At 58.1% G+C, this 23,152-nt stretch carries 28 protein-coding genes, 1 tRNA gene and 2 pseudogenes; 7 read left to right on the top strand and 24 right to left on the bottom strand.

The genetic code is table 11. The annotated features are described in order from the left end of the window. Window positions 1–5: 5 nt before the first annotated feature. From AC515T_RS10815 to AC515T_RS10805, 3 genes and pseudogenes are all read right to left on the bottom strand, one after another. Window positions 6–245: a YceK/YidQ family lipoprotein gene (locus tag AC515T_RS10815; RefSeq protein WP_496532457.1), complete on the bottom strand. Its 240-nt coding sequence runs from the start codon at window positions 243–245 to the stop codon at window positions 6–8. Window positions 246–321: 76 nt separating this feature from the next. After that, window positions 322–618 carry a DUF2514 family protein gene (locus tag AC515T_RS10810; RefSeq protein ID WP_496533106.1) on the bottom strand — a complete coding sequence of 99 codons (297 nt, stop codon included), beginning with the start codon at window positions 616–618 and terminating at the stop codon, window positions 322–324. Between the two features lie 55 nt (window positions 619–673). Further along, window positions 674–940, bottom strand: a pseudogene (locus tag AC515T_RS10805) (cell wall hydrolase); the annotation flags it as partial. 108 nt (window positions 941–1,048) lie between these two features. Between AC515T_RS10805 and AC515T_RS10800 the strand changes: the two are divergent. Continuing rightward, window positions 1,049–1,990: an acyltransferase family protein gene (locus AC515T_RS10800; RefSeq protein WP_496532456.1), complete on the top strand. Its 942-nt coding sequence runs from the start codon at window positions 1,049–1,051 to the stop codon at window positions 1,988–1,990. A gap of 416 nt (window positions 1,991–2,406) precedes the next feature. Then, a complete protein-coding gene (locus AC515T_RS10795; RefSeq protein ID WP_496533105.1) occupies window positions 2,407–2,874 on the top strand; it encodes an SGNH hydrolase domain-containing protein in 468 nt (155 codons plus the stop codon). A 270-nt stretch (window positions 2,875–3,144) separates the two neighbouring features. Here AC515T_RS10795 and AC515T_RS10790 read toward each other — a convergent pair whose 3' ends face one another. Together AC515T_RS10790 and AC515T_RS10785 are read right to left on the bottom strand one after the other, a co-directional pair. After that, entirely contained in the window at window positions 3,145–3,573 is a 429-nt protein-coding gene (locus AC515T_RS10790; protein ID WP_496533104.1) for a tail fiber assembly protein, read from the bottom strand. Window positions 3,574–3,698: 125 nt separating this feature from the next. Then, window positions 3,699–4,352 (bottom strand): hypothetical protein, encoded by a 654-nt coding sequence (locus AC515T_RS10785; protein ID WP_496532455.1) that lies wholly within the window; start codon window positions 4,350–4,352, stop codon window positions 3,699–3,701. 34 nt (window positions 4,353–4,386) lie between these two features. Between AC515T_RS10785 and AC515T_RS10780 the strand changes: the two are divergent. After that, window positions 4,387–5,171: pseudogene (locus AC515T_RS10780) on the top strand (tyrosine-type recombinase/integrase); the annotation flags it as partial. A gap of 69 nt (window positions 5,172–5,240) precedes the next feature. Here AC515T_RS10780 and AC515T_RS10775 read toward each other — a convergent pair. From AC515T_RS10775 to thrS, 9 genes are all read right to left on the bottom strand, one after another. Then, window positions 5,241–5,317, bottom strand: a tRNA-Pro gene (locus AC515T_RS10775). Window positions 5,318–5,406: 89 nt separating this feature from the next. Then, window positions 5,407–5,763, bottom strand: a complete 357-nt coding sequence (locus AC515T_RS10770) for a MerR family transcriptional regulator (protein ID WP_003179985.1) — start codon at window positions 5,761–5,763, stop codon at window positions 5,407–5,409. Continuing rightward, window positions 5,744–6,046 (bottom strand): integration host factor subunit alpha, encoded by a 303-nt coding sequence (gene ihfA / locus AC515T_RS10765; protein ID WP_002553164.1) that lies wholly within the window; start codon window positions 6,044–6,046, stop codon window positions 5,744–5,746. The genes AC515T_RS10770 and ihfA overlap by 20 nt, the downstream gene beginning before the upstream one ends. A gap of 3 nt (window positions 6,047–6,049) precedes the next feature. After that, window positions 6,050–8,428, bottom strand: a complete 2,379-nt coding sequence (pheT, locus tag AC515T_RS10760) for a phenylalanine--tRNA ligase subunit beta (protein ID WP_496532454.1) — start codon at window positions 8,426–8,428, stop codon at window positions 6,050–6,052. A 35-nt stretch (window positions 8,429–8,463) separates the two neighbouring features. Beyond that, window positions 8,464–9,480 (bottom strand): phenylalanine--tRNA ligase subunit alpha, encoded by a 1,017-nt coding sequence (pheS, locus tag AC515T_RS10755; RefSeq protein ID WP_003203624.1) that lies wholly within the window; start codon window positions 9,478–9,480, stop codon window positions 8,464–8,466. Window positions 9,481–9,589: 109 nt separating this feature from the next. Further along, a complete protein-coding gene (rplT, locus tag AC515T_RS10750) occupies window positions 9,590–9,946 on the bottom strand; it encodes a 50S ribosomal protein L20 (RefSeq protein WP_002553161.1) in 357 nt (118 codons plus the stop codon). Window positions 9,947–9,976: 30 nt separating this feature from the next. After that, the gene (gene rpmI / locus AC515T_RS10745) at window positions 9,977–10,171 is read right to left on the bottom strand and encodes a 50S ribosomal protein L35 (RefSeq protein ID WP_002553160.1); all 195 of its coding nucleotides are present in this window, start codon (window positions 10,169–10,171) and stop codon (window positions 9,977–9,979) included. A gap of 60 nt (window positions 10,172–10,231) precedes the next feature. Continuing rightward, window positions 10,232–10,783, bottom strand: a complete 552-nt coding sequence (infC, locus tag AC515T_RS10740; protein WP_169432615.1) for a translation initiation factor IF-3 — start codon at window positions 10,781–10,783, stop codon at window positions 10,232–10,234. Further along, entirely contained in the window at window positions 10,783–12,705 is a 1,923-nt protein-coding gene (gene thrS / locus AC515T_RS10735; RefSeq protein WP_014337550.1) for a threonine--tRNA ligase, read from the bottom strand. Before thrS ends, infC begins: the two co-directional genes overlap by 1 nt. Before the next feature lie 370 nt (window positions 12,706–13,075). On the opposite strand from thrS, the gene AC515T_RS10730 reads away from it, so the two are divergent. Continuing rightward, entirely contained in the window at window positions 13,076–13,378 is a 303-nt protein-coding gene (locus AC515T_RS10730) for a hypothetical protein (RefSeq protein ID WP_496532453.1), read from the top strand. Between the two features lie 289 nt (window positions 13,379–13,667). Continuing rightward, window positions 13,668–13,880, top strand: a complete 213-nt coding sequence (locus AC515T_RS10725; RefSeq protein WP_007905882.1) for a cold-shock protein — start codon at window positions 13,668–13,670, stop codon at window positions 13,878–13,880. A 67-nt stretch (window positions 13,881–13,947) separates the two neighbouring features. Here the strand turns inward: AC515T_RS10725 and AC515T_RS10720 are convergent, their stop codons facing one another. Together AC515T_RS10720 and AC515T_RS10715 are read right to left on the bottom strand one after the other, a co-directional pair. Then, the gene (locus tag AC515T_RS10720) at window positions 13,948–14,262 is read right to left on the bottom strand and encodes an I78 family peptidase inhibitor (RefSeq protein WP_496532452.1); all 315 of its coding nucleotides are present in this window, start codon (window positions 14,260–14,262) and stop codon (window positions 13,948–13,950) included. A 156-nt stretch (window positions 14,263–14,418) separates the two neighbouring features. Beyond that, on the bottom strand, window positions 14,419–14,724 hold the full coding sequence (locus AC515T_RS10715; protein WP_496532451.1) for a hypothetical protein: 306 nt from the start codon (window positions 14,722–14,724) through the stop codon (window positions 14,419–14,421). A gap of 131 nt (window positions 14,725–14,855) precedes the next feature. Between AC515T_RS10715 and AC515T_RS10710 the strand changes: the two genes are divergently transcribed. Next, window positions 14,856–15,053, top strand: a complete 198-nt coding sequence (locus AC515T_RS10710) for a hypothetical protein (protein WP_122568169.1) — start codon at window positions 14,856–14,858, stop codon at window positions 15,051–15,053. Window positions 15,054–15,098: 45 nt separating this feature from the next. Here the strand turns inward: AC515T_RS10710 and AC515T_RS10705 are convergent, their stop codons facing one another. The 8 genes from AC515T_RS10705 to AC515T_RS10670 all read right to left on the bottom strand — a co-directional run bounded on the left by AC515T_RS10705 (window position 15,099) and on the right by AC515T_RS10670 (window position 22,642). Further along, complete coding sequence (locus AC515T_RS10705) at window positions 15,099–16,127, bottom strand: nucleoside hydrolase (protein ID WP_003203636.1); 1,029 nt, start codon at window positions 16,125–16,127, stop codon at window positions 15,099–15,101. Window positions 16,128–16,157: 30 nt separating this feature from the next. Continuing rightward, window positions 16,158–16,562, bottom strand: coding sequence for a D-ribose pyranase (gene rbsD / locus AC515T_RS10700; protein ID WP_496532450.1), 405 nt, complete (start codon window positions 16,560–16,562; stop codon window positions 16,158–16,160). Further along, window positions 16,559–17,473, bottom strand: coding sequence for a ribokinase (gene rbsK / locus AC515T_RS10695; protein WP_496532449.1), 915 nt, complete (start codon window positions 17,471–17,473; stop codon window positions 16,559–16,561). The genes rbsD and rbsK overlap by 4 nt, the downstream gene beginning before the upstream one ends. A gap of 23 nt (window positions 17,474–17,496) precedes the next feature. Continuing rightward, window positions 17,497–18,516 carry a LacI family DNA-binding transcriptional regulator gene (locus tag AC515T_RS10690; RefSeq protein ID WP_496532448.1) on the bottom strand — a complete coding sequence of 340 codons (1,020 nt, stop codon included), beginning with the start codon at window positions 18,514–18,516 and terminating at the stop codon, window positions 17,497–17,499. A gap of 3 nt (window positions 18,517–18,519) precedes the next feature. Further along, the gene (locus AC515T_RS10685) at window positions 18,520–19,497 is read right to left on the bottom strand and encodes an ABC transporter permease (protein WP_496532447.1); all 978 of its coding nucleotides are present in this window, start codon (window positions 19,495–19,497) and stop codon (window positions 18,520–18,522) included. Beyond that, window positions 19,494–21,047 (bottom strand): sugar ABC transporter ATP-binding protein, encoded by a 1,554-nt coding sequence (locus tag AC515T_RS10680; protein WP_496532446.1) that lies wholly within the window; start codon window positions 21,045–21,047, stop codon window positions 19,494–19,496. Before AC515T_RS10680 ends, AC515T_RS10685 begins: the two co-directional genes overlap by 4 nt. 55 nt (window positions 21,048–21,102) lie before the next feature. Beyond that, window positions 21,103–22,062: a sugar ABC transporter substrate-binding protein gene (locus AC515T_RS10675; protein WP_496532445.1), complete on the bottom strand. Its 960-nt coding sequence runs from the start codon at window positions 22,060–22,062 to the stop codon at window positions 21,103–21,105. Window positions 22,063–22,195: 133 nt separating this feature from the next. Next, entirely contained in the window at window positions 22,196–22,642 is a 447-nt protein-coding gene (locus AC515T_RS10670; RefSeq protein ID WP_496532444.1) for a hypothetical protein, read from the bottom strand. Between the two features lie 205 nt (window positions 22,643–22,847). Here AC515T_RS10670 and AC515T_RS10665 point away from each other — a divergent pair, with 205 nt between their 5' ends. Further along, complete coding sequence (locus AC515T_RS10665; RefSeq protein ID WP_053121397.1) at window positions 22,848–23,147, top strand: DUF1654 domain-containing protein; 300 nt, start codon at window positions 22,848–22,850, stop codon at window positions 23,145–23,147. Window positions 23,148–23,152: the final 5 nt, after the last annotated feature.

The following is a 23,152-nucleotide window of genomic DNA, read 5'->3' as shown; positions in this document are numbered from 1 at the left end:
ACCGCCTAGAAGTTGCAGCTGTACTGATATTCGAAGGGGAAGAATACGGTATCGACCACCCATGAAAAGAGAGCGTCGATAAGCAAGAAAGGGATCAGCTTTCCCTTGGAGGTGCCCACCAGCCACCAATCAAAGCGCAGGCCAATATAGGGGCATCGGTGCTTGTCGTAATCCATCCGCATCGCGGTGGCCATGCAGCCGCTTAAGCTGGCGATCAGGACCAGCAGAATCACTTTTTGTAGCACGTAATGTCCTTATTACTTCTTTGCGAAGGGTAGCCCAGCAGCATGACGGGCAGTGGAATAGAAGATATCACTGCAATCAGCCGGAATGCCTATGAGCACCATAGCGGCGCGCGAGCTGCTGTCGTGCCTCGCTTGGCAACATTGGAATCGCAGGCGCTCCGCTCGCTCCTGCGATGAATTTACCCGCCGCGACATGTAGACGCTCGCTAGCAGCATCAGCAGTTGCAGTTGCAGTTGCAGTTGCAGTTTTGTACTGTTCTCTCGCATCAACTTTCACCCTATCAACGGCTGACTGGCGGCGCTGTTCCTCTTCCCGAGCCAAGCGCTCAGCCTGGGCAAAGCCTTGAGCCTGAACCGCTACAAGGTCAGCCAGTTGCTTGCCGTACCGCCAGTCCTGAACCTGCCACGCTCCACCTGCGGCCGCAATGGCGTACCTGTGCGAACTCGCAGAAAGGAATCTGCTTCGCGCTACTTAGGAAGGCGAAATTCGGGTCGTTCCTGTTCCAGCAGCTGAACTGGCAGGGCTTCTGGCACACACCGGTATAGCCCTCCCCCCACCACGACTTGGCCTTGCCGTCGTTCACCCGGTTACGGATGATCCAGGCCGCGGCGATCTGGCTGGCCAGGGATTCGTCGCGGGCCTCGCCCCATCAGGTGCGTGCGAGGATGTCGCGATCTCTTTCGGTGACGGTCATGCTTTTCTCCAGGCAAAAAAACCGCTCGATGGCGGGAAAGCTTTGTGGTGCTGGTATGATGCTCGGCGCTCAAGTATGGCGTTCAATTAAATCGGATCCACGAAACCAATGACCTCCTTATCTGAATCGCCGCAATCAGCGGTCGATAAGCACCTGAGTCATCCTAAATATCGGCCAGATATTGATGGGCTGCGCGCGATCGCAGTCCTATCTGTCGTCGCGTTCCATGCCTTTCCATCCCTGATTCGAGGTGGGTTCGTTGGTGTCGATGTCTTTTTCGTTATTTCCGGCTTCCTGATTTCCAGCATCATTTTCGGAAGCCTCGAGAAAAATAGTTTTAGTTTCGTGGAATTCTACAGCCGTCGGGTAAATCGGATTTTTCCCGCGCTCTTGCTCATGCTTGCCGCCACTTGGGCATTCGGCTGGTTCGTTCTCCTTGCTGATGAATATAGGCAACTTGGGAAACACATCGCCGGAGGCTCTACTTTCATATCAAATTTCGTGCTACGTGCAGAATCTGGTTACTTCGACAATAGCGCAGATACAAAACCGCTTCTACATTTATGGTCCTTAGGTATTGAAGAACAATTTTATCTGGTTTGGCCATTAATACTCTGGGCCACATTTAAAATAAGACTGAACGCTCTGATACTACTCGCCGTGATCGGTGGCACATCCTTCACCTTAAACTTAATGAGCGTGCAGTCAGATCCAGTTCTCACTTTCTACTCACCACAAACCAGATTCTGGGAGCTTCTAATTGGCTCATATCTGGCATATGTGAGCATGTATAAAAGCCAGACATTCCCGAAGTGGAGAGGTGTCGGCGGCCCAGTCATTCGAAACACTCAATCATTTATTGGGTTTACATGCATTGCAGTGGCGTTTTCTCTAACTACTAAGAGCAACCAGTTTCCCGGCTGGTGGGCATTATTGCCAACTGCGGGGGCCTCTCTCATTATCGCGGGAGGTCCATATGCATGGTTCAATAGAACAGTGCTATCTAATCGAATATTCGTTTGGTTCGGACTTATCAGTTTCCCATTGTAACTTTGGCATTGGCCTCTTCTATCATTCGCGCATATCTTGGAAGGGAGCACACCCTCACAAACAACATTGAGTCTGGCTGTTGTGACTTCCGTATTCCTGTCTTGGCTGACATATAAATTTGTCGAGCGGCCATTGCGCCTTAGCGGTTACAACAACACAAAAACAATAGCACTGATCACTCTTATGTTGCTTTTCGGGATAACTGGATACACTACATACGTGAATGGCGGCTTCAAATCTCGTTTAAATGACAGAGAGGAATTCGCGGAGTATTTCGAGAACTCTTTGCCCGAGCGAAAGTACTTCGCGAAACTTGAACTGTTTAAGAATTATCGTGGCGATTGCAACTTCCAAGACACAACCCAGCACATTAAAGGCAACTCAACAAACGTACCGGTCACCGAAATAAACAGCAGCTGTTACACAAAGCAACTTCCAAAAGGCAAGACGCTATTTATTTGGGGGGGGACTCTCACGCTCAAGAACTTTTCTCAGGGTTAAGAAAAGAACTTCCTGAAAACTGGGATATCCTACAAGTCGCCAGTTCAGGATGCGTGGCGTCTCCCGACGTCAAGAACCCTTCAACCACAGATTTCTGTACGCAATCGAACTGGTTTGCTCTCAAGCAAATAAAGCAAATAATTCCAGACGTAGTCATTGTTGGCCAAAATGAAAACCACGACGCGGCGGCTCTTCGCCATATTTTCCAGGCATTGAAAGATGCTGGAGTTAAGCGCGTTATTTTTACAGGACCTACACCACACTGGACAGTTGAACTTCCTAAAACGATCATGAAAACGCTTTGGATTAACACGCCAAGGCGCACTTTTTTAGGGTTAAACATGTTGGTTATGGATCAAAACACCGAGTTAAAAAAAGCCTAGCCAACTCGGGAGCAATTTATGCCGATATAATAAGCGCATTCTGCAACAAAGATGGCTGTATGACCTACTTGGGAAATGACATTAAAACAGGCATCACAAGCTGGGATTATGGACACCTAACGCCAATAGCGTCTGAATATTTGGCAAAAAAATTACTTGTAGACCTTGTAACTAACGAGCATTCAAAGACCGATCAAAACTAGAGTGCTAGCCGCAGGCAAAAAAATCCCCGCTCGATGGCGGGTTACGTTCATTTTTGCTGCAGCTACATCACTTCAAGCATGAAACGGACAGGTCCATGCCATCCGAAGGCTGTACTGGCCACTGAACTCCTGGTGGCCATCCCGGTTGCCCAGTGACTCGCCCAAGCAGCACGGCGTAGGTTTTCCACTGTCTCAGCTGAGCCGTGCGTACCGGAATCCCTGCTATTTCTTGCAGCGTTGCCATTTCAAGTTCAATCGAATCATTGAGAGTGCTGATTCTGTCGATCAGTGCGGCTTTCTGAGCTGCGGCCAGTTGAGTCAGGCTCAGAAGCTTTGCGCTTTGCACGGCAAGAACATCGATTACCTTGTCACGCGAATGGTGTAGGTTGGAGTACCGGCAGTGTTGGTGGTCGACAGGAAGGCAGTCTGTGGGGTAGCCAGATCCAACCAATAGCTGCCATTGATCGCGCCGCCCGCCACCACAGTGCCAGCCCATCGATTGGGCGTTAGTGTTCACAGTGAGTCCGACGTTGGAGCCAGCCGAAGACGAGTTGATAAGACCGCCAGAAATACTAACGGCGTTAAACGGCACAGCTGCTGCCAACGAGAACGATTGCAGTGCTAGACCGCCAGTATTGCCGGAAAACGCCTGAGTGACGAGATACTGATGCTGTGACCGACTTGCGAAGATACCTTGAACTGGCCAGAACCGTTGGTTGGCAGTACGGAAATCAACGCGGATGCCACGTTGCTAGACGCCATGTTAACACCAGCATAAACGGGCGGAGCTGCACCGGCAGTGACATTCACACCGAGCAGGCGCGTGGTTCCGCCAGCTATGCAAATGGCATAAATCGCCACGTAACCGTTGACCGGGGCAGCCCCGGTATCCATGCCGTTGATGCCGACGTTGCTTAAGTTAATGGTCTGGCTGAGGTTGGAAACGCTATAGCGCAAGCCGCCGATAGCCGATTCCAGAATCACCTCATCGGCAGTAAATAGAGCTGTGGCGGCTGCGATGTTAACAGCGGCTATCAAGCCACTCGCCGTACCAGCGTTGCCGACTAATTGGCTGAATTGTAAGGCGTGGTTGCTTCTGAGAGCGGCACCGACTTGCTGTGAGCTGCCAACACCAAAACCGGCCAGCATCAAAAACGGGTCCAGCGAAGTGCTGTATTCCACCAACGTGTAGCCACCAACAACAAGCTCGCCGCCTTGCAGGGGAGTGCCGCCTGCGCCGAGGATCGATTTGCCGCCTAGGCCGTTGACGTTCAATGTGGCCGCGCCAGTATTGGTCGCCGACGATTTGAACCGGACAGTTAATATTACCCCGCAACGAGTCGTCCGGGCCCTGAACCTTTGCCATAGGAAGTGCGCGACGCGGAGAAACGGCCGTGGCTGGAGCCGGTACCGATGATCAGGATGCTCGACGAGAAGGTCAGCAGCAGGAAGCCCTACCCACTCTCGTGAAAAGAGCAGTCAGTGTTGGTCGCTGAGTTGCCGGCTCACCTGCAGCGGATGGCCTTGTTCAAAGTGAACACGGGTTGTCAGGGACAGGAGGTTTGCAAGTTGAGGTGGGACTGGGGGATTCCGGTGCCGGAACTTGGCACCAGCGTGTTCCTGATACCGTCCGACTTCGGCGGGAGGAACGAGCGGTCAGGCGTGAAAAATGGCGACGAGCGGTTGGTTGTGCTGAACAACGTGGCGAAGTCGATCATTGATAAGCAGCGCGGCCTGAGCAAGGAATGGGTTTTCCCGTACAACGGCACGGCCATGCATCGCATGAACGACTCGGCCTGGAAGAAAGCACGGGTGAGAGCGGCGAAACTCTGGCAGGAGGAAAACCTTCGCCCCGCTCACCCTGGGTATGCATCCAGAAGGGTGCACGACTTGAAGCACACGTTTGGCCGTCGCCTTCGGGCGGCAGGTGTCACGCAGGAAGACCGAAAGGCTTTGCTGGGACACAAGAACGGCAGCATCACCAGTCACTACTCGGGCGCCGAGCTCGGGCATCTGATCGAAGCTGCAAATATGGTATCAGCAACCGACTCTAGGGGACCGGTGCTGACAATCTTGAAGAGGAAAACAGGATGAAGTCCCGAAAAACTTCCCACCAATGAAAAAGCCCAACCTTTTCAGATTGGGCTAACTCATTGAAAAATATGGTCGGGACGGAGTGATTCGAACACTCGACCCCTAGCACCCCATGCTAGTGCGCTACCGGACTGCGCTACGCCCCGACTAGGCGTGAATCTTGTTCCGCTTCTCAACGGAACGCTCAGGAATATATCGCAAGCTTTTGAAAACTGGAAGTATTTAAAGCAGAAATTTATTTCTTGAGCACCACCAGCACATCTTCAAGCTCGGCGATCATCTGGCGGATCATCTGTTTGTACTGGGTTGTATCGTCTTTGGCTTCATCACCGGAGAGGCGCAAGCGCGCGCCGCCGATGGTGAACCCCTGGTCGTACAGCAGCGCGCGGATCTGCCGGATCATCAGTACGTCTTGTCGCTGATAATACCGGCGGTTTCCGCGGCGCTTGACCGGGTTGAGTTGAGGAAACTCCTGCTCCCAATAGCGCAGCACGTGCGGTTTTACCGCACACAGCTCGCTGACTTCACCAATGGTGAAGTAGCGTTTGCCCGGGATGACGGGTAGTTCGTCGTTATGACTTGGTTCCAGCATAAGCCTCAACTCGGGCCTTCAACTTCTGCCCTGGACGAAAGGTGACCACACGGCGAGCCGTGATCGGGATTTCTTCTCCCGTTTTCGGATTGCGGCCAGGCCGCTGGCGTTTGTCCCGAAGGTCGAAATTGCCGAAACCGGACAATTTGACCTGTTCGTTGTCTTCCAGAGCGTGCCTGATTTCTTCGAAAAACAGTTCGACCAATTCTTTGGCCTCCCGTTTATTCAGGCCCAGCTCCTCATACAGACGTTCCGCCATCTCAGCTTTCGTCAGAGCCCCCATACGTCACTTCCTTAACGTGGCGTTCAACCTGTTTTCGAGCGAGGTGAGGATGTTCTGCGTTGCGGTATTCACCTCATCGTCATTAAGAGTGCGCGATGGATGCTGCCAGGTCAAGCCAACTGCAAGGCTTTTTCTATGCGGATCAATGCCTTTACCCTGATACACGTCAAATAGCCTGAGGTCCGTCAGCCATTCGCCTGCATTTTCACGGATTACGTCCAGGACAGCGCTGGAAGCAACGTCGCGATCAGCCAGCAATGCAAGGTCACGACGCACTTCAGGAAAGCGCGATAACTCCTGGAATTTCGGCATTTTCCCCTGGGCCACTTCGGCCAGAACCAGCTCGAAAACGAAGACTGGACGATCAAGGCCCAGGGTTTTCGACAGTTCAGGGTGAATCGCCCCCACATAACCGACTTCACGTCCGTCTCGCTCGATGCGTGCGGTCTGCCCCGGATGCAGCGCCGGATGCTTGCCCGGTACGAAAGTGAATGCATCGAGCGCGCCGGCGAAGCCCAGCACCGCTTCCACGTCAGCCTTGACGTCGAAGAAATCGACGACATCGCGACCTTGCGCCCAGCCTTCCGGCAAGCGGCTGCCACAGACGACACCGGCCAGCATCGGCTCTTGCTTCAAGCCTTCCAACTGACCGACAAAACGCAGGCCGCTTTCGAACAGACGCACGCGATCCTGTTGGCGGTTCAGGTTGTGCTGGAGCGACTTGACCAGGCCCGGCCACAGGGACGAGCGCATGGCGGCCATGTCGTTGGAAATCGGGTTGGCCAGCAACAGCGGCTCGACACCCGGATTGAACAGCTCGAACTGACGCGGATCGATGAAGCTGTAGGTGATCGCTTCCTGATACCCACGGGCCACCAGCAGGCGGCGCAGTTCTGGCAGGTTGCTACGGGCTTCAGCCTTGGCCTGGGGGGCCAGGCGCGCTTGCGGGTAGCGAACCGGCAGGCGGTTGTAGCCGTACAGGCGGGCCAGCTCTTCGATCAGGTCGACTTCCAGGCTGATATCGAAGCGATGGCTTGGCACTTCGACGCGCCACTGCCCTGCCCCGTCGGCGCTGATGTTCAGGCCCAGGGCGCTGAGCAAGCGTTCGACTTCGGCCGGGGCCATTTCCATGCCCAGCATCTGAGTGATGCGCTGGGCACGCAGGGTGACCGGTGCAATCTTGGGCAGGTGCTGTTCGCTGACGGTCTCGATGATGGGTCCAGCTTCACCGCCAGTGATATCCAGCAGCAGGCCGGTGGCGCGCTCCATGGCTTCACGGGCCAGCTGCCAGTCCACACCACGCTCGTAGCGGTGCGAAGCGTCGGTGTGCAGGCCATAGGAACGCGCCTTGCCAGCGACGGCGATCTGGTCGAAGAACGCGCTTTCGAGGAATACATCGCGGGTCGTGGCGGATACGCCACTGTGCTCGCCGCCCATCACGCCAGCAATCGCCAAGGCGCGGGTGTGGTCGGCGATCACCAGGGTGTCGCTGCGCAGGGCCACTTCCTGGCCGTCGAGCAGCACCAGCTTCTCACCCTCTTCGGCCATGCGTACGCGGATGCCACCGTTGATTTCGGCGAGATCGAACGCATGCAGCGGTTGACCCAGCTCCAGCATCACATAGTTGGTGATGTCCACGGCGGCGTCGATGCTGCGCACGTCGGCGCGACGCAAGCGCTCAACCATCCACAGCGGCGTCGGCCTGGACAGATCGACGTTACGGATCACACGGCCCAGGTAACGCGGGCACGCCGCCGGCGCCAGGACTTCAATCGAACGCACTTCGTCATGCACAGCCGGCACGGTCGCGACCACAGGACGCGACACGGGGGCGGCATACAGCGCGCCGACTTCACGGGCCAGGCCGGCCAGGGACAGGCAGTCGCCACGGTTCGGCGTCAGGTCGACCTCGATGCTCGCATCGTCCAGGCCCAAGTATTCACGGATGTCCTGGCCCACCGGCGCATCAGCCGGAAGCTCCATCAGGCCATCGTTGCCTTCGCCAATCTGCAGTTCAGCCTGGGAGCACAACATGCCGTTGGACTCGACGCCACGCAGCTTGGCTTTCTTGATCTTGAAGTCACCCGGCAGTTCGGCACCGATCATGGCGAACGGAATCTTCAGGCCCGGGCGCACGTTCGGCGCGCCGCAGACCACCTGGAAGGTTTCCGCGCCGTTGCTGACCTGGCAAACCCGCAGCTTGTCAGCGTCCGGGTGCTGCTCGGTGCCCAGCACCTCGCCCACCATCACACCACTGAATTCACCAGCGGCCGGCGTCACGCTATCGACCTCAAGGCCGGCCATCGACAGGCGAGCAACCAGCTCGTCCCGACTTACCTGCGGGCTTACCCAGCCGCGCAGCCATTGTTCACTGAATTTCATCCTGCTCTCCAAATAGATTCGTTACGGACTACGACCTAGCGAAATTGCGCAAGGAATCGCAAGTCGTTGTCGAAGAACAGGCGCAAGTCATTCACACCGTAACGCAACATGGCCAGGCGCTCGACGCCCATGCCGAAAGCAAAGCCCGAGAACTCTTCCGGATCGATCCCGGACATACGCAGCACGTTCGGGTGAACCATGCCGCAGCCCATGACTTCCAGCCAGCCAGTCTGCTTGCAGACGCGACAGCCTTTACCGCTGCACATCACGCATTCCATGTCGACTTCAGCCGACGGCTCGGTGAACGGGAAGTACGAAGGACGGAAACGCACCGCCAGTTCTTTTTCGAAGAACACCCGCAGGAACTCTTCGATAGTGCCTTTCAGGTCGGCGAAATTGATGTCGCGATCAACCAGCAGGCCTTCGACCTGGTGGAACATCGGCGAGTGGGTGATATCGGAGTCGCTGCGGTACACACGGCCTGGGCAGACGATGCGGATCGGCGGCTGCTGCGATTCCATGGTGCGGACCTGTACCGGCGAGGTATGGGTGCGCAACAGCATGTTCGCATTGAAATAGAAGGTGTCATGCATCGACCGGGCCGGGTGATGGCCTGGGATGTTGAGCGCCTCGAAGTTGTGGTAGTCGTCTTCGACCTCAGGGCCTTCGGCAATGCCGTAGCCGATGTGGGTGAAGAACTGCTCGATGCGTTCCAGGGTCCGGGTTACCGGATGCAGGCCACCGGAGGTCTGGCCACGGCCAGGCAGGGTTACGTCGATGGACTCAGCGGCGAGCTTGGCAGCCAGATCCGCCTCCTCGAACAACGCCTTGCGCGCATTGAGGACTTCTGTGACACGCTCCTTGGCAACGTTGATCAGCGCACCGACCTGCGGACGCTCTTCGGCTGGCAGGTTCCCCAGGGTCTTCATCACCTGAGTCAACTCGCCCTTCTTGCCAAGGTAGTGAACCCGGATTTGCTCCAGGGCATTGATATCTTCAGCGCTTTGCACAGCCTCTAGTGCTTGAGCGACCAGCGCGTCCAGGTTTTCCATGTACAGACTCCAGATACAAAATAGGGGAAGAGCTTTAAGGCTCTTCCCCTATTTATGACGTTTGACACCTGGGCCCACAAAGGCGAGCCCTGGTGACTGCCGGGGGTACTTAAGCCAAGGTGGCTTTAGCTTTCTCGACAATCGCAGCAAACGCCGCTTTTTCGTTCACTGCCAGATCAGCCAGAACCTTACGGTCGATCTCGATGGACGCTTTTTTCAGGCCAGCGATGAAACGGCTGTAGGACAGACCGTTAACACGAGCACCAGCGTTGATACGAGCGATCCACAGAGCGCGGAACTGACGTTTTTTCTGACGACGGTCACGGTAGGCGTATTGGCCTGCCTTGATTACCGCTTGCTTGGCAACACGGAATACGCGGGAGCGCGCGCCGTAGTAGCCTTTAGCAAGTTTCAGAATTTTCTTGTGACGCTTACGGGCAATGACGCCACGCTTTACACGAGCCATGAGTTACTTCCTCTATTCTTGATCCAAAAATTAACGAAGGCGCAGCATGCGCTCGACTTTTGCCACGTCAGACGGATGCAGCAAGCTGCTACCGCGCAGTTGACGCTTACGCTTGGTCGACATTTTGGTCAGGATGTGGCTCTTGAAAGCGTGCTTGTGCTTGATACCGTTAGCAGTTTTCAGAAACCGCTTAGCAGCACCACTTTTGGTCTTCATCTTTGGCATGTTCGGATACTCCGCATTCAGTTGATAAACATAATCGCAAGGCCTGCCGTGCCCTGGTGATTACTTCTTCTTTTTCGGGGCGATGACCATGATCAGCTGGCGTCCTTCCATCTTAGGATGCTGTTCGACCGAACCGTACTCGAGCAGGTCTTGTTCAACCCGCTTGAGGAGTTCCATCCCCAGCTCCTGGTGGGCCATCTCACGGCCGCGGAATCGCAAGGATACCTTGGCCCTGTCCCCATCACTCAGGAAACGTACCAGGTTGCGCAGTTTTACCTGGTAATCCCCTTCCTCCGTCCCTGGACGAAACTTGATTTCTTTTACCTGAATCTGCTTCTGGTTTTTCTTCGCCGCGGCAATCTGCTTCTTCTTCTCGAAGATCGACTTGCCGTAGTCCATCACCCGGCAAACCGGTGGGACTGCATCCGCGGAAATTTCTACCAGATCAAGCTTGGCTTCTTCAGCAATACGAAGCGCTTCATCAATCGAGACGATGCCAATCTGCTCGCCGTCAGCGCCAATTAACCGAACCTCGCGTGCCGAGATATTCTCGTTGATCGGGGCTTTCGGTGCAGCTCGTTTATCTTGTCTCATTTCACGCTTAATAATAATTACTCCAAATCTGGGCGACCACGCCGGGAAACCGCTTGCGCGAGGAACTCAGCGAATTCGGCGACGGGCATCGAGCCCAGGTCAGCACCTTCACGAGTACGCACAGCGACAGTCTGCATCTCGACCTCCCGATCTCCAATAACCAAGAGAAAGGGAACCTTGAGCAAAGTATGCTCGCGGATTTTAAAGCCGATCTTTTCATTTCTCAAGTCGGACTTGGCACGAAATCCGCTTTGGTTGAGAGTTTTTTCGACTTCAGCGGCAAAATCTGCCTGTTTATCAGTGATATTCATGATCACTGCCTGAGTCGGCGCCAGCCACGCAGGGAACGCACCCTCGTAGTGTTCGATCAGAATCCCTACGAAACGCTCGAACGAACCGAGGATCGCGCGGTGAAGCATGACCGGGTGCTTGCGGCTGTTGTCTTCGGACACGTATTCAGCGCCCAGACGGATCGGCAGGTTAAAATCGAGCTGCAGGGTACCACACTGCCACACGCGACCAAGGCAATCTTTCAGCGAGAACTCGATCTTCGGCCCGTAGAAAGCCCCCTCGCCCGGCTGCAGGTCATACGCAAGGCCCGCGCTATCGAGGGCTGCGGCCAGGGCCGCTTCGGCGCGATCCCACAACTCGTCGGAGCCGACGCGTTTTTCCGGACGAGTGGACAGCTTCATCTCTACTTCGGTGAAGCCGAAGTCCCGGTAGACGTCCATGGTCAGCTTGATGAAGGCGGCGGATTCAGCCTGCATCTGCTCTTCGGTGCAGAAGATGTGCGCATCGTCCTGGGTAAACGCACGCACGCGCATGATGCCGTGCAGCGCGCCCGACGGCTCGTTGCGGTGGCAGGCACCGAACTCGGCCAGGCGCATCGGCAGCTCGCGGTAGCTTTTCAGGCCCTGGTTGAACACCTGCACGTGGCACGGGCAGTTCATCGGCTTGATGGCGTAGTCGCGGTTTTCCGACTGGGTGGTGAACATGTTGTCGGCGTAGTTGGCCCAGTGCCCGGATTTCTCCCACAGGCTGCGATCGACCACTTGCGGCGTCTTGATCTCCAGGTAACCGTTCTCACGCTGGACCTGACGCATGTACTGCTCGAGCACCTGGTACAGGGTCCAGCCGTTCGGATGCCAGAACACCATGCCCGGGGACTCTTCCTGGGTATGGAACAGGCCCAGGCGCTTGCCGATCTTGCGGTGATCGCGCTTTTCGGCTTCTTCAATGCGCTGGATGTAGGCCGCCAGTTGCTTCTTGTCCGCCCAGGCGGTGCCATAGACGCGCTGCAACTGCTCGTTCTTCGCATCGCCACGCCAGTAGGCGCCGGACAGCTTGGTCAGCTTGAAGGATTTCAGGAAACGCGTGTTCGGCACGTGCGGGCCGCGGCACATGTCGACGTATTCTTCGTGGTAGTACAGGCCCATGGCCTGCTCGTCCGGCATGTCTTCCACCAGACGCAGCTTGTAGTCCTCGCCACGGGCCTTGAAGACTTCGATGACTTCGGCGCGCGGGGTGACTTTCTTGATGACGTCGTAATCTTTCTCGATCAGCTGCTGCATGCGCTGCTCGATGGCCGCCATGTCGTCCGGCGTGAAAGGACGTTCGAAGGCGATGTCGTAATAGAAGCCTTCATCGATGACCGGCCCGATGACCATCTTCGCGCTCGGGTACAGTTGTTTGACCGCGTGGCCAACCAAGTGCGCGCAGGAGTGGCGAATGATCTCCAGCCCCTCTTCATCCTTGGGCGTGATGATTTGCAGCGTGGCGTCGCTGTCGATGACGTCACTGGCGTCGACCAGTTTGCCGTTGACCTTGCCGGCCAGGGTGGCCTTGGCCAGGCCCGCGCCGATGGATGCGGCGACCTCGGCTACGGAAACCGGGTGATCGAACGAACGTTGACTGCCGTCGGGAAGAGTAATAGTTGGCATGGCGCCTCCTCTCCTAGTGGTGACCCCTACCAAAGGTCACGTGGGTTGGGATGAGCCAGTACAAGATCCAGTCCAGGCCATTCAATGACGAACGCCTGCCTTACAGCGGCAGGAGCCTTGCGGCCAACCGGGAAAACCGAACCAGAGTGACTGGGATTCAAATCAGGGTTATTCGGACATTTGCCACCGGGACGAACGATCATCCGCAGCCTGGAAATAGCCGAGCCCGGCATGCTAGCACAGATGAACGGTCATCGCCGCGCCGGAATTGAGGCAGGCGTAAATCCAGGGTTTTTATGCCAGAGTGCTGAACTGAAGCGAGCGCAACGCCTCAGATAACAAGACATCGACCCAAAAGGAGCATCTTCGCATGCGTCTGAATAGATTGTTCGCAGTAGTCGCCCCCCTCGCCCTGCTGCTTCCACTCACCGCCCATGCCGACTGGCCCAAGGGCGAGCGCGAAAAATACATGGCCCAATGCACGCAAGCCGCAACACCCCAGATTGGCGCGGCCGCGGCCAAGTCTCATTGCGCCTGTGGCGCCGACGCGATCAAGTCCTACCCGGCCTCGGACATCCAGGCCTTGATGGACAACAAGGCCACCCCGGAACTGCAGCAAAAGGCACTGGGGCAGATCGCAAAATGCAAGGCCGATAACAAGGCGAAAAAGTAGGAAAACAGGCTTCCTGAACAGGCCCGACCGGGTTGAAAAACCCTGATTTCAGGCTTTTTCGAACGATTTATTCAGGTTTTACAGCTTTTTTTATCGTCTTTACTTTCGGCTCAAAGCCTTTAAAACCGGGCCTTTCAGCGGGTAAAGGCGATAAAGTAAACACGACTGATTGGCAAACAGCGCCTGCGGGGGGCTCCCAAATCGAACATTTCGACTATGATACCCGGGTGTGCCCAGTTGGCCTGAGCAGCACAGTACACTGAAAATATATGTTTCTTGGAGATACACCATGTCTAATCGCCAAACCGGCACCGTTAAATGGTTCAACGATGAAAAAGGCTTCGGCTTCATCACTCCTCAAGGTGGCGGTGACGACCTGTTCGTACACTTCAAAGCTATCGAAAGCGACGGTTTCAAAAGCCTGAAAGAAGGCCAGACCGTTTCCTTCGTGGCTGAGAAAGGCCAAAAGGGTATGCAAGCTGCACAGGTTCGCGCTGAGTAATTTCTCCGCGTACTAAAAAACCCCGTCCATGTGACGGGGTTTTTTATGGGCGATTGAAAACCATCGATCAGCCGCAGTTCACCCGGTTGACCACCAGGTTGGCATCGGTGTTGAGGTTCAGGCGATCGGAGCGGTACTCAAGCGTCACCATGTCGTTGGGCTTGAGGATCCGCGCGTTCTGCGCACCGGCCCGGGTACGCGCCTGCTCCAGCAACTGCGGCGAAGCCTTTTTCCCAATGACGAACTCGGCGGCCTTTGCTTCGCAGCGGCTGTGACCGGTCTCGGCAGCCACAGGTTCGGGGGTCGATTCAGAGGTGCTGCTGCAACCACTCAAGAACATGGCGGCCAGCAAAGTACTCAATGACGCGAGCTTCCAAGGCATGAAGCCTCCTTTTTTTCGATGAATAAACAGAGAGCGTGCGACAACCCAAACGGCGCTTGGTTTCAACACCGCACCCATCAGGCCGGGGAAAGCTGGCAGTTTGCCTGAGCCCACCGCCCTGTTCAGCCCTGAATCGTGACTGGATATGAACGCGGCTCAATAAACGTCGATGTAATCGAAGGGCGGACTGGGCCAGTTGTCCTTCAGCGCGTTGTAGATCTGCATGACCCAGACCTCGTCGCTGGCAGCGACCCGGCCGACATACCCCGAGCCCTTCGCCCAGGTTTCGAGCCGAAACCGCAAACCATCGATGTCAACGCCACCAACCACACCCGAGGACAAATAGGCGATGCCGTCCTTGGTCACGCGCAGCTGGGTATGTTCGTCATCGCTGGCCGACGCCAGCAATTGACGAACCGCCTCGAGGGTCAGGCCGCCAGGAGCGTTCAAATCGATCTGCACGGGCGGGGCTCCTTCTGAAAACAAAAAAAACAAGTGTCGCACAGCCCTCCCCCAATGCCTAAGTCGCAGTGCCAAATCCCGGGCAAAAATGTTTAACTCAGCCTACAGACATCCAACTCGCGAGCCCGACCATGAGCACCGTCAGCATCGAAGCCACCATCAATGCCAAATGGTCGGAGGGCCACAGTTCCTATAGCCCGGGCAGCCCGGAGGAACTGGCAATCATCTGCATAGATTTGTTGGTGAAGGAGTTGGGGACGGACGTTGCCCGCAACTTCATCCAGCAGACGTTCGAGCGCTACTCGAGCATCGTCGACGCCGTGGATTGAGGCACGCGCCCGCAGGTCCAGCCTGCGGGTGCATAGCCAGGCAGGTTACTTGAGGCGCGCCAGGCGCTCGGTCAGCAGGTCAAAGAACCCCTGGGCATCACCGTTTTCCACCCAGAACGCGTTCTTCGGCGCTTTCAGGCCGTCATACCAGTCGACGATAGTCTGGCCGAACGTCGGCCCCTCGCGACTGTCCACGACGACATTGACTGAACGACCGGTGAACAGTTGCGGCTTGAGCAGGTAGGCAATCACGGTCGCGTCATGCACCGGGCCGCCCGTCATGCCGTAATGTTCCATGTCGCCCTTGACGTATTCGTTGAGGATATCGCCCACCAGCTTGCTGGCATTGTTGTTCAGCGCCGCGATCTGCTTCAGGCGCGCTTCGCTGGTGAGGATCTTGTGGGTCACGTCCAACGGCAGATAGGTCAGCTTAACGCCGCTCTTGGCCACCACCTCGGCCGCCTGCGGGTCGGCGAACAGATTGAACTCAGCCACCGGCGTGATATTGCCGCCGTTGAAGTGCGCACCGCCCATGATCACCACTTCCTTGATGCCCTGGACAATGTCCGGTTCCTGGACCAACGCCAGCGCCAGGTTGGTCTGTGGCCCCAGCATGGCAATGGTGATGCTGTGGGGCTTGGCCGCCTTCAGCGTGTCGATCAGGTAGTTGACGGCATTGCCCTCGGCCAGCCCCTTCTTCGGCTCGTGCACCGTGACACCCGACAGGCCTTCCTTGCCATGGATGTTTTCTGCGTAGATGGGCGTGCGCATCAACGGTTTCGGCGCACCGGCGTAGACCGGCACGTCTTCGCGCCCTGCCCACTCACGGGCCAGGCGAGCGTTGCGCGAGGTCTTGTCCAGGCGCACGTTGCCGGCGACGGTGGTCAGCGCACGGATATGCAGCTCCTCGGGCGACGCCAGGGCGAACAACAGTGCCACCACGTCGTCGGCGCCTGGATCGGTGTCGATGATCAGGTCGATCTTTTCCGCCGCCTGGGCGCTCGTTGCGGTGATCAGTGACAAAAGCAGCAGACTCCGGATCAGTTGATGCATTTTCTGAGCATAGCGGTGCATGGCGCACTCCTTGTGCAGGGTTGAACAGGGTTAGAACGTCACTCCAGCGACCAGCACGATATTGCAGTACGGCGAACACTCGCCTGTGCGAATGATCGCCCGTGCCTGTCGGCTGATGACCTTGAATTGCTCATGGCTGACCAACGCCCGCTCACCCAACGCACCCTCGGCATTCAGCGCCTCCAGGGTTGTCAGGGCCAACGGCTGTTTGTCGAGGATTTCCTCGGCCAGAACATGGCTTTCCACCTGCATTTCGCTGAGCACCACCTTCAAGGTGCTGACGAAATCAGGAATGCCATGGGTCAGCGCCAGGTCGATCAATTCGACCTGGGGCGGCACGGGCAGGCCGGCATCACCGATGACCACCTTGTCGCCATGGCCGAGGGAAGCGATCAATCGGGACAGTGCCACATTCAACAACGGCGTCTTTTTCATGATTTGAAAGCCTGTACTTCCAGCAGCGTGGGGATTGAAGGTTGTGCGCCGGCACGGGTGACCGACAGCGCGGCGGCGACCTGGCCGAAACGAATCGCATCAACCTCGCTTTTGCCGCTTGCCAAGGCTGCCGCGAAGCCGCCGACAAAGGTGTCACCGGCAGCCGTGGTATCCACTGCCTTGACCCGCGGGGCCGGGAAATGCTCGAAGCTGGCGCCGTTGGCGAACATCAAACCTTGCGCGCCCAGGGTCACAATCACCTTGCCGGCACCGGCCGCGATCAAGTGCGCTGCGGCAGCCTCTGCGGTTTCCAGGGAATCCACCGCCAGTGCGCTCAGCACCGCTGCTTCGCTTTCATTGGGAATCAGGTAATCGATGCAGGCGTACCAATCGGCGGGCAACGTATGGGAAGCCGGCGCCGGGTTGAGGATGACGATTTTGCCCAACTCACGCCCGCGCTTGAGGGCATGGCCGACGGTGGCATCCGGCACTTCGAGCTGGCAGATGATGACATCGGCGCTTTGCAGCACGTCATCGACACTGTCCAGGACCTCGGCGGTGAGCGCACCGTTGGCACCGGCGACGATCACGATCGCATTCTGGCTGTTGTCGTCGACGACAATCAGCGCCACGCCGCTGGAACCCTCCACCACGCGCACCGCCTGGCAATCGATGCCCTCGGCCAGCAGCGCGCCGCGCAATTGCTCGCCATAGGCGTCGTTGCCCACGCAGCCGACCATCGACACCTGCGCCCCCAGGCGCGCGGCGGCCACCGCTTGGTTGGCGCCCTTGCCGCCCGCAATGGTGGCGAACGACTCGCCAATCAGCGTTTCACCGCCACGGGGCAAGCGCGGCGCCCGGGTCACCAGGTCCATGTTCAGGCTGCCTATTACCACTACTTTTGCTGGCATACATCACTACTCATCAATTCGGTTCAGCGGTATTGGGCGAATGCACCGGACAGCGGTGCAGTCGACTCTCGCAGGACAATACTTGGCGTCACGATCCGCTGGTCGGTGGCCAGGCTCGGCGTCGCGATACGTCGCAACAGCACTTCGGCCGCCATCTCGCCAAGCTGCAGGATCGACTGCCCTACCGTGGTCAACGCCGGGTAGACATAGCGGCTCATCTGGATGTCATCGAAACCGATGACCGACAGTTCGCTGGGCACGCGCACGTTGCGTTCAGCGGCGGCGCGCAGCACACCGATGCCGATCATGTCGTTGGCCGCGAAGATCGCGCTGGGCGGCAACTGTTCAAGCAGTTGCGCGGCGGCGCGGTAACCGCCGGTACTGGTGAAATCGCTCTCGAGCATGCGCTCGATGGGCAGCTCGATCCCGGCCTCTTTCAGCGCCCGGCAGTAACCGGCCAGGCGCATCTGCGCCACGCTGGTGTTGGCCGGGCCGCCAATGAAGGCGATATCGTGGTGACCCAACTCCAGCAGGTGCCGGGTCGCCAGGTAGGCGCCGTATTCATGATCGATGCGCACCAGATCGGCGTCGACACCATCGAGCCCGCGGTCGACGATCACCATGGGCGTGCGCACGTTGGCCAGGCCCTCGGCCAGGCCGTCATCACCGCCAGCGGACGCGAAGATCAGGCCATCGATGCGCTTTTCCAGCAGCACCCGCAGGTAGCTGCGTTGCTTGTCCGGGTTGTCGTCGGAGTTGCACAGGATCACGCAATAACCGTTGCGCTCACAGTAATCCTCGATGCCCCGGGCCAGCTCGGCAAAGTAAGGGTTGAGGCTGTTGGGCACCAGCAGGCCGATGGTCGCCGTGGTCTTGGCCTTGAGCGACCGGGCCACGGCGCTGGGCACGTAGTCCAGGCGCTCGATGGCCGCCTCGACCTTGAGCCGCACTTCTTCGCTGACCGGGCGCGTTTTGTTCACCACGTGGGACACGGTGGTGTAGGAAATCCCCGCGAGCGCTGCTACATCCTTGATCGTCGCCATGGTTCAGCCCCGCCGACTGGCGCGCTGGCTGCGATAGGTATCGAGCACGACCGCCACCACGATCACCGCGCCGGTAATGATGCGTTTGGTCGGTTCGGTAGCGCCGATCTGCGCCAGGCCCGCCGCCAGCACGGAGATGATCAGCACGCCAAAGAAGGTGCTGATGACCGAGCCTCGCCCACCCATCAGGCTGGTGCCGCCGATGACCACCGCAGCGATCACCTGCAGTTCCAGACCTGAGCCGGCGTTCGGGTCCGCGGCCTCCAGGCGGGAAATCTGGAACAGCGCCGCCACACCGGCCAGTAAGCCCATCAAGCTGAACACCAAGATCTTGTAGGGTTTTGGATTGATGCCGGCCAGGCGCACGGCTTCTTCATTGGTGCCGATGCCGATCAGGTAGCGGCCGAACACCGTACGAGTCAGCACCGCCTGGGCAATGAAGATCACCAGCAAGGCGATGATGAATGAAGGTGAAATGCCAAAGGCGATGGGGTTGGACAGCCAGGCGAACGAGTCGCCGATGTAGGCGGTCCGCGAACCGGTCATCTGGTACGCCAGACCCCGGGCCATTTCCAGCACGCCGAGGGAGACGATGAACGATGGAATTCGCCACGCCACGGTGATCGAACCGGTGACCGTACCCGCCAGCGCCGCCACGGCCATGCCGAGCAAGGCCGATGGCCAGACGCTCCAGCCCCAGCCGAGCACGGCCACGCTGACCGTCGAGGCCGCCAGTGCGAGCACCGAGCCCACCGACAGGTCAATGCCGCCGATGATCAGGATGAACGTCATGCCGACCGCCAGCACCATCAGGTCGGGAATCTGGTTGGCCAAGGTGCTGAACGTGTCATAGGACAGGAAATGGCTACTCAAGACAGAGAACAACGCGACCATGGCCAGCAGTGCGCCGGCCAGGCCCAGGTAGGTCCCCAGGCCATAGAAGTTGCCACTCGATTTGCCGACGGCAGATGCGGTTTTCATGAAAAATCCCTAGGCGCTGCTTCGTTGAGCAACGCATCACGTTTCTGGTAGCCGGCGAATGCGGCGGCAAGCAAGTCATCCTGGGTCCAGCTGTCGCGCTCGAAGGTGTCGATCAGGCGCCCGGCGGACAGCACGCCGATCCGGTCGCAGATCAACATCAGTTCCCGTAGGTCACTGGACACCACGACCAGCGCCTTCCCCTGGCGAGTCAACTCACCGAGCAGCGCATAGATGTCGAATTTGGCGCCGACGTCGATGCCGCGGGTCGGCTCGTCGAACAGCATCACCGCGCAATCGCGTTCGAGCCAACGACCGATCACGACTTTCTGCTGATTGCCGCCCGACAGCTCGGACACCAACTGGGTCGGGCTGGAACTGCGGATGCGCATGGCATCGACCTGCCGCTGCGCCAAGGCCAGTTCGGCGCTGCCATTGACCAGGCCGGCGCTGGAAATCTCCGGCATGTTGCCCAGGGCAATGTTGGCGGCGATGGATTGGGTCAGCAACAGGCCTTCGCCCTTGCGGTCTTCGGTGATCAACGCGATGCCATGGGCCACTGCATCGGATGGAGAGCGAATGCTCACCACCCGGGCTGGCGACCCCAGCGCCACCGTGCCGCTGTCGGCCGTATCGGCACCGAAGATCAGCCGCAGCAGTTCGGTGCGCCCGGCCCCGATCAGGCCGGAGATGCCGAAGATTTCGCCACTGCGGACCTCGAAGGAGACATCGCGGACCTTGTCGGAACGGGTCAGGCCTTTGACGGTCAACGCCGGCGCGCCGATCTGGCGTGGGCCCAGGTCGATATGCTCGCCCAGCTCCCGACCGACCATCAGGGTTACCAATTGCTCGCTGTCGTAGTTGGCCATCGGCTCGACGCAGACCAGGTTGCCATCACGCAGTACTGCAATGCGCTGGGCGACCCGCGCCAGTTCTTCGAGGCGATGGGAAATGTAGATGATCGACACGCCGCGCGCCTGCAAGCGGGTGATCTGCTCAAAGAGCATTTCGACTTCGCGGGCCGTCAGCATGGCGGTCGGCTCATCGAGAATCAGCACATGGCAATCGCCGATCAGGTTGCGGGCAATCTCGACCATTTGCTGGTGACCGATCCCCAGCTCGCCAACCAGCGTGTCGGGATCGATTGCATCGAGCCCCACCTGGGCCATGGCTTCGATGGCCGCCTTGCGCAATTGCTTGCGGCTGATCCAGCCACCGTGGCTGGGCAGGTTGTCGAGGAACAGGTTTTCAGCCACGGACAGGGTCGGCAGCAGGTTGAGTTCCTGCATCACCATGCGCACGCCCAACTCTTCAGCCTGGGTCCGGCTGCCAGGGCGATAATCCTGCCCCTGAAATTGCATCTGCCCGGTCGTCGGCGTCACCAGCCCGCCGATGATTTTGGACAGGGTGCTTTTGCCGGCGCCATTTTCACCGGTCAGCGCCAGCACTTCGCCGCGCATCAACGTCAGGCTGATATCGGTCAGTACTGGCTGGGCATAGGTCTTGCCGATACCGCTGACGCACAGGACAGCGTTCGGGTCGCGAACGGACATAACAAACTCTCCAATGCGCTCGCCCGGATGGGCGAGCACCGTTGTGTCGCCAGGATTACGGCTTGGTCACCAGCTCGACCGGAGTTTCGATAACGCCGTTGGTACCGCTGTCGACTTTTTCGCCCTTGAGCATCTTCAGCGCTGTTTCGATGCCGAACACGGCCTGCTTGGCAGCGAACTGGTCGGCCGTCGCCAGGACACGACCGTCCTTGAGCATCGGCTTGATCGCATTGATGTTGTCGTAGCCGACCACCTGCACTTTGCCCGCCTTGCCCGCCGCGCGCACGGCCGATACGGCGCCGACCGCCATGCTGTCGTTACCGGCCAGCAGTGCCTTGATGTTCGGGTATTCGCTGAGCATCGACGCGGCAACCTGGTTGCCCTTGTTGATTTCCCAGTCGCCGGATTGCAGGGACACGACCTTGACCTGCGCCGCCTCCATCGCATCCTTGAAGCCCGCAGTGCGCGCCTGGGCGTTGGTGGTGGTGGACACGCCTTCGATGATGCCGACTTCGTCACCGGCCTTGAGCTGCTTGGCCAGGTACTCGCCCACCAGTCGCGCGCCCTTGCGGTTGTCAGGGCCTACGAACGGCACCTTGATGTTCTTGCTCTTGACTACATCCGGATCGAGCTGGTTATCGATGTTGATGACCGTGATGCCGGCATCCACGGCTTTCTTGATCACCGGCACCATGGCCTTGGAATCCGCGGGTGCGATGATGAGGGCATCGACCTTGGACACGATCATTTGCTCGACGATGCGGATCTGGTTGGCGGTGTCGGTTTCATCCTTGATCCCGTTGGAGATCAGGTCGAAATCGGCGGAGTGTTCCTTCTGATAAGCCTTGGCGCCGTCTTCCATGGTCAGGAAGAATTCGTTGGCCAGGGATTTCATGACCAGGGCGACCTTGGGTTTTTCTGCGGTCTGGGCGAATGCCGAGGAGATAGGCAGCGCAGCGGATGCGGCCGCGAGCATGGCAACAGCGAGAAGGCGTCCAGCGAATGGCAACTTCATGGGTTCACTCCGATCTTATGATTATTGTGAGCAAATCAATGCACGGAACGCCGCGCAAACGTTTGCGTGAAGTGAACTATGGTAAGGCTTCGGAGATTTGTCAACGTTGCGGTTTGATCCGCAACGTCGAGGTTCAGGCCGTCGTGTTGACCACCGTACCCGAACTGGCGCCCTTGGCCAGCTCCGTGACCAAGTGGCCGGTGACCTCCAGCAAGGCGCCACTGGTGTCGGCGATCTGCCCCTGGACCGCCATCACCGCCGAGGTCTTGGCTTCTTCCGTTGGATAGTTGCGTGCCTCGGCGGCGGCCAGTTGTTGTTGCTGCTCCCTGAGCTGCTGCTGAAGCTCTTGCATCCGTTTGAGCAGCACCTGGACCGCCACGCTCTGGGTGCTGCCGCCCTCCTGCGCCTGGTCGGTTGCCTCCGCGCCCATGCCCGTGCGGACCTTACCCGAGGCTTGCGTTGTACCCAGGGCCTCATCGGCGGCCTGGGCTTCTGCCTCGCTCAGGGCCTTCAGAGTGGCAGCCGATTGGCCGCCGATGGTCACGGCTGTCGCGTTGGGAAAGCCGATGGAAAACGACATATCAAAACTCCATGGAGAGGGATTCCTACCAAGGACATCGCCTGCCGAAGCCGTTTCTTTAGCGCTTGCTGAAAACAGCCGATAGCTTCGCCACCCTGAGCGGGTCACGCCTGTTTACGTCAGTCGATAAAAAATTTCTTTCTCCTACACCAAAACGAAAAAAGCGCTGTCAGACGATTTTCTTGAATATTAAGTAGTTGCGTAAATGCCTACGGTTAAATACTGTATGCCCGTACAGCTTAATAAGGATAATCCTGTGGCCACCCCCTCCGCTGCAACTACTCCCTTAGATTCCTATACGCGACTCGGCCTCCGGGTCTCGAAAATCATCAACGCCCCCACCGCGCAAAAAGCCAAGGCCGCCCTGATCTTCCGTCTGCCCGACGAGCCGGTGGATGAGTGGGAGCGCCTCCTGGAAGAAATCGACGAGAACGACAACGTGACCCTCGCCTATCGCGACGACGGTGGTGTGCAGGTTTTCTGGGTTGTGCCGAAGGAAGATTGAGCCTG

Source organism: Pseudomonas sp. FSO-7 (assembly GCF_059579345.1).
This window is presented reverse-complemented; position numbering and strand designations above follow the sequence as displayed.

Excerpts from the sequence above, each read along its gene's own strand:
- AC515T_RS10800 (WP_496532456.1), top strand. The coding sequence starts at position 1,049 with ATGACCTCCTTATCTGAATCGCCGCAATCAGCGGTCGATAAGCACCTG.
- AC515T_RS10790 (WP_496533104.1), bottom strand. The coding sequence starts at position 3,573 with ATGGGCTGGCACTGTGGTGGCGGGCGGCGCGATCAATGGCAGCTATTG.
- AC515T_RS10770 (WP_003179985.1), bottom strand. The coding sequence starts at position 5,763 with ATGCTGGAACCAAGTCATAACGACGAACTACCCGTCATCCCGGGCAAA.
- ihfA (WP_002553164.1), bottom strand. The coding sequence starts at position 6,046 with ATGGGGGCTCTGACGAAAGCTGAGATGGCGGAACGTCTGTATGAGGAG.
- pheT (WP_496532454.1), bottom strand. The coding sequence starts at position 8,428 with ATGAAATTCAGTGAACAATGGCTGCGCGGCTGGGTAAGCCCGCAGGTA.
- pheS (WP_003203624.1), bottom strand. The coding sequence starts at position 9,480 with ATGGAAAACCTGGACGCGCTGGTCGCTCAAGCACTAGAGGCTGTGCAA.
- rplT (WP_002553161.1), bottom strand. The coding sequence starts at position 9,946 with ATGGCTCGTGTAAAGCGTGGCGTCATTGCCCGTAAGCGTCACAAGAAA.
- rpmI (WP_002553160.1), bottom strand. The coding sequence starts at position 10,171 with ATGCCAAAGATGAAGACCAAAAGTGGTGCTGCTAAGCGGTTTCTGAAA.
- thrS (WP_014337550.1), bottom strand. The coding sequence starts at position 12,705 with ATGCCAACTATTACTCTTCCCGACGGCAGTCAACGTTCGTTCGATCAC.
- AC515T_RS10730 (WP_496532453.1), top strand. The coding sequence starts at position 13,076 with ATGCGTCTGAATAGATTGTTCGCAGTAGTCGCCCCCCTCGCCCTGCTG.
- AC515T_RS10725 (WP_007905882.1), top strand. The coding sequence starts at position 13,668 with ATGTCTAATCGCCAAACCGGCACCGTTAAATGGTTCAACGATGAAAAA.
- AC515T_RS10720 (WP_496532452.1), bottom strand. The coding sequence starts at position 14,262 with ATGCCTTGGAAGCTCGCGTCATTGAGTACTTTGCTGGCCGCCATGTTC.
- AC515T_RS10710 (WP_122568169.1), top strand. The coding sequence starts at position 14,856 with ATGAGCACCGTCAGCATCGAAGCCACCATCAATGCCAAATGGTCGGAG.
- AC515T_RS10705 (WP_003203636.1), bottom strand. The coding sequence starts at position 16,127 with ATGCACCGCTATGCTCAGAAAATGCATCAACTGATCCGGAGTCTGCTG.
- rbsD (WP_496532450.1), bottom strand. The coding sequence starts at position 16,562 with ATGAAAAAGACGCCGTTGTTGAATGTGGCACTGTCCCGATTGATCGCT.
- rbsK (WP_496532449.1), bottom strand. The coding sequence starts at position 17,473 with ATGCCAGCAAAAGTAGTGGTAATAGGCAGCCTGAACATGGACCTGGTG.
- AC515T_RS10690 (WP_496532448.1), bottom strand. The coding sequence starts at position 18,516 with ATGGCGACGATCAAGGATGTAGCAGCGCTCGCGGGGATTTCCTACACC.
- AC515T_RS10685 (WP_496532447.1), bottom strand. The coding sequence starts at position 19,497 with ATGAAAACCGCATCTGCCGTCGGCAAATCGAGTGGCAACTTCTATGGC.
- AC515T_RS10680 (WP_496532446.1), bottom strand. The coding sequence starts at position 21,047 with ATGTCCGTTCGCGACCCGAACGCTGTCCTGTGCGTCAGCGGTATCGGC.
- AC515T_RS10675 (WP_496532445.1), bottom strand. The coding sequence starts at position 22,062 with ATGAAGTTGCCATTCGCTGGACGCCTTCTCGCTGTTGCCATGCTCGCG.
- AC515T_RS10670 (WP_496532444.1), bottom strand. The coding sequence starts at position 22,642 with ATGTCGTTTTCCATCGGCTTTCCCAACGCGACAGCCGTGACCATCGGC.
- AC515T_RS10665 (WP_053121397.1), top strand. The coding sequence starts at position 22,848 with ATGCCTACGGTTAAATACTGTATGCCCGTACAGCTTAATAAGGATAAT.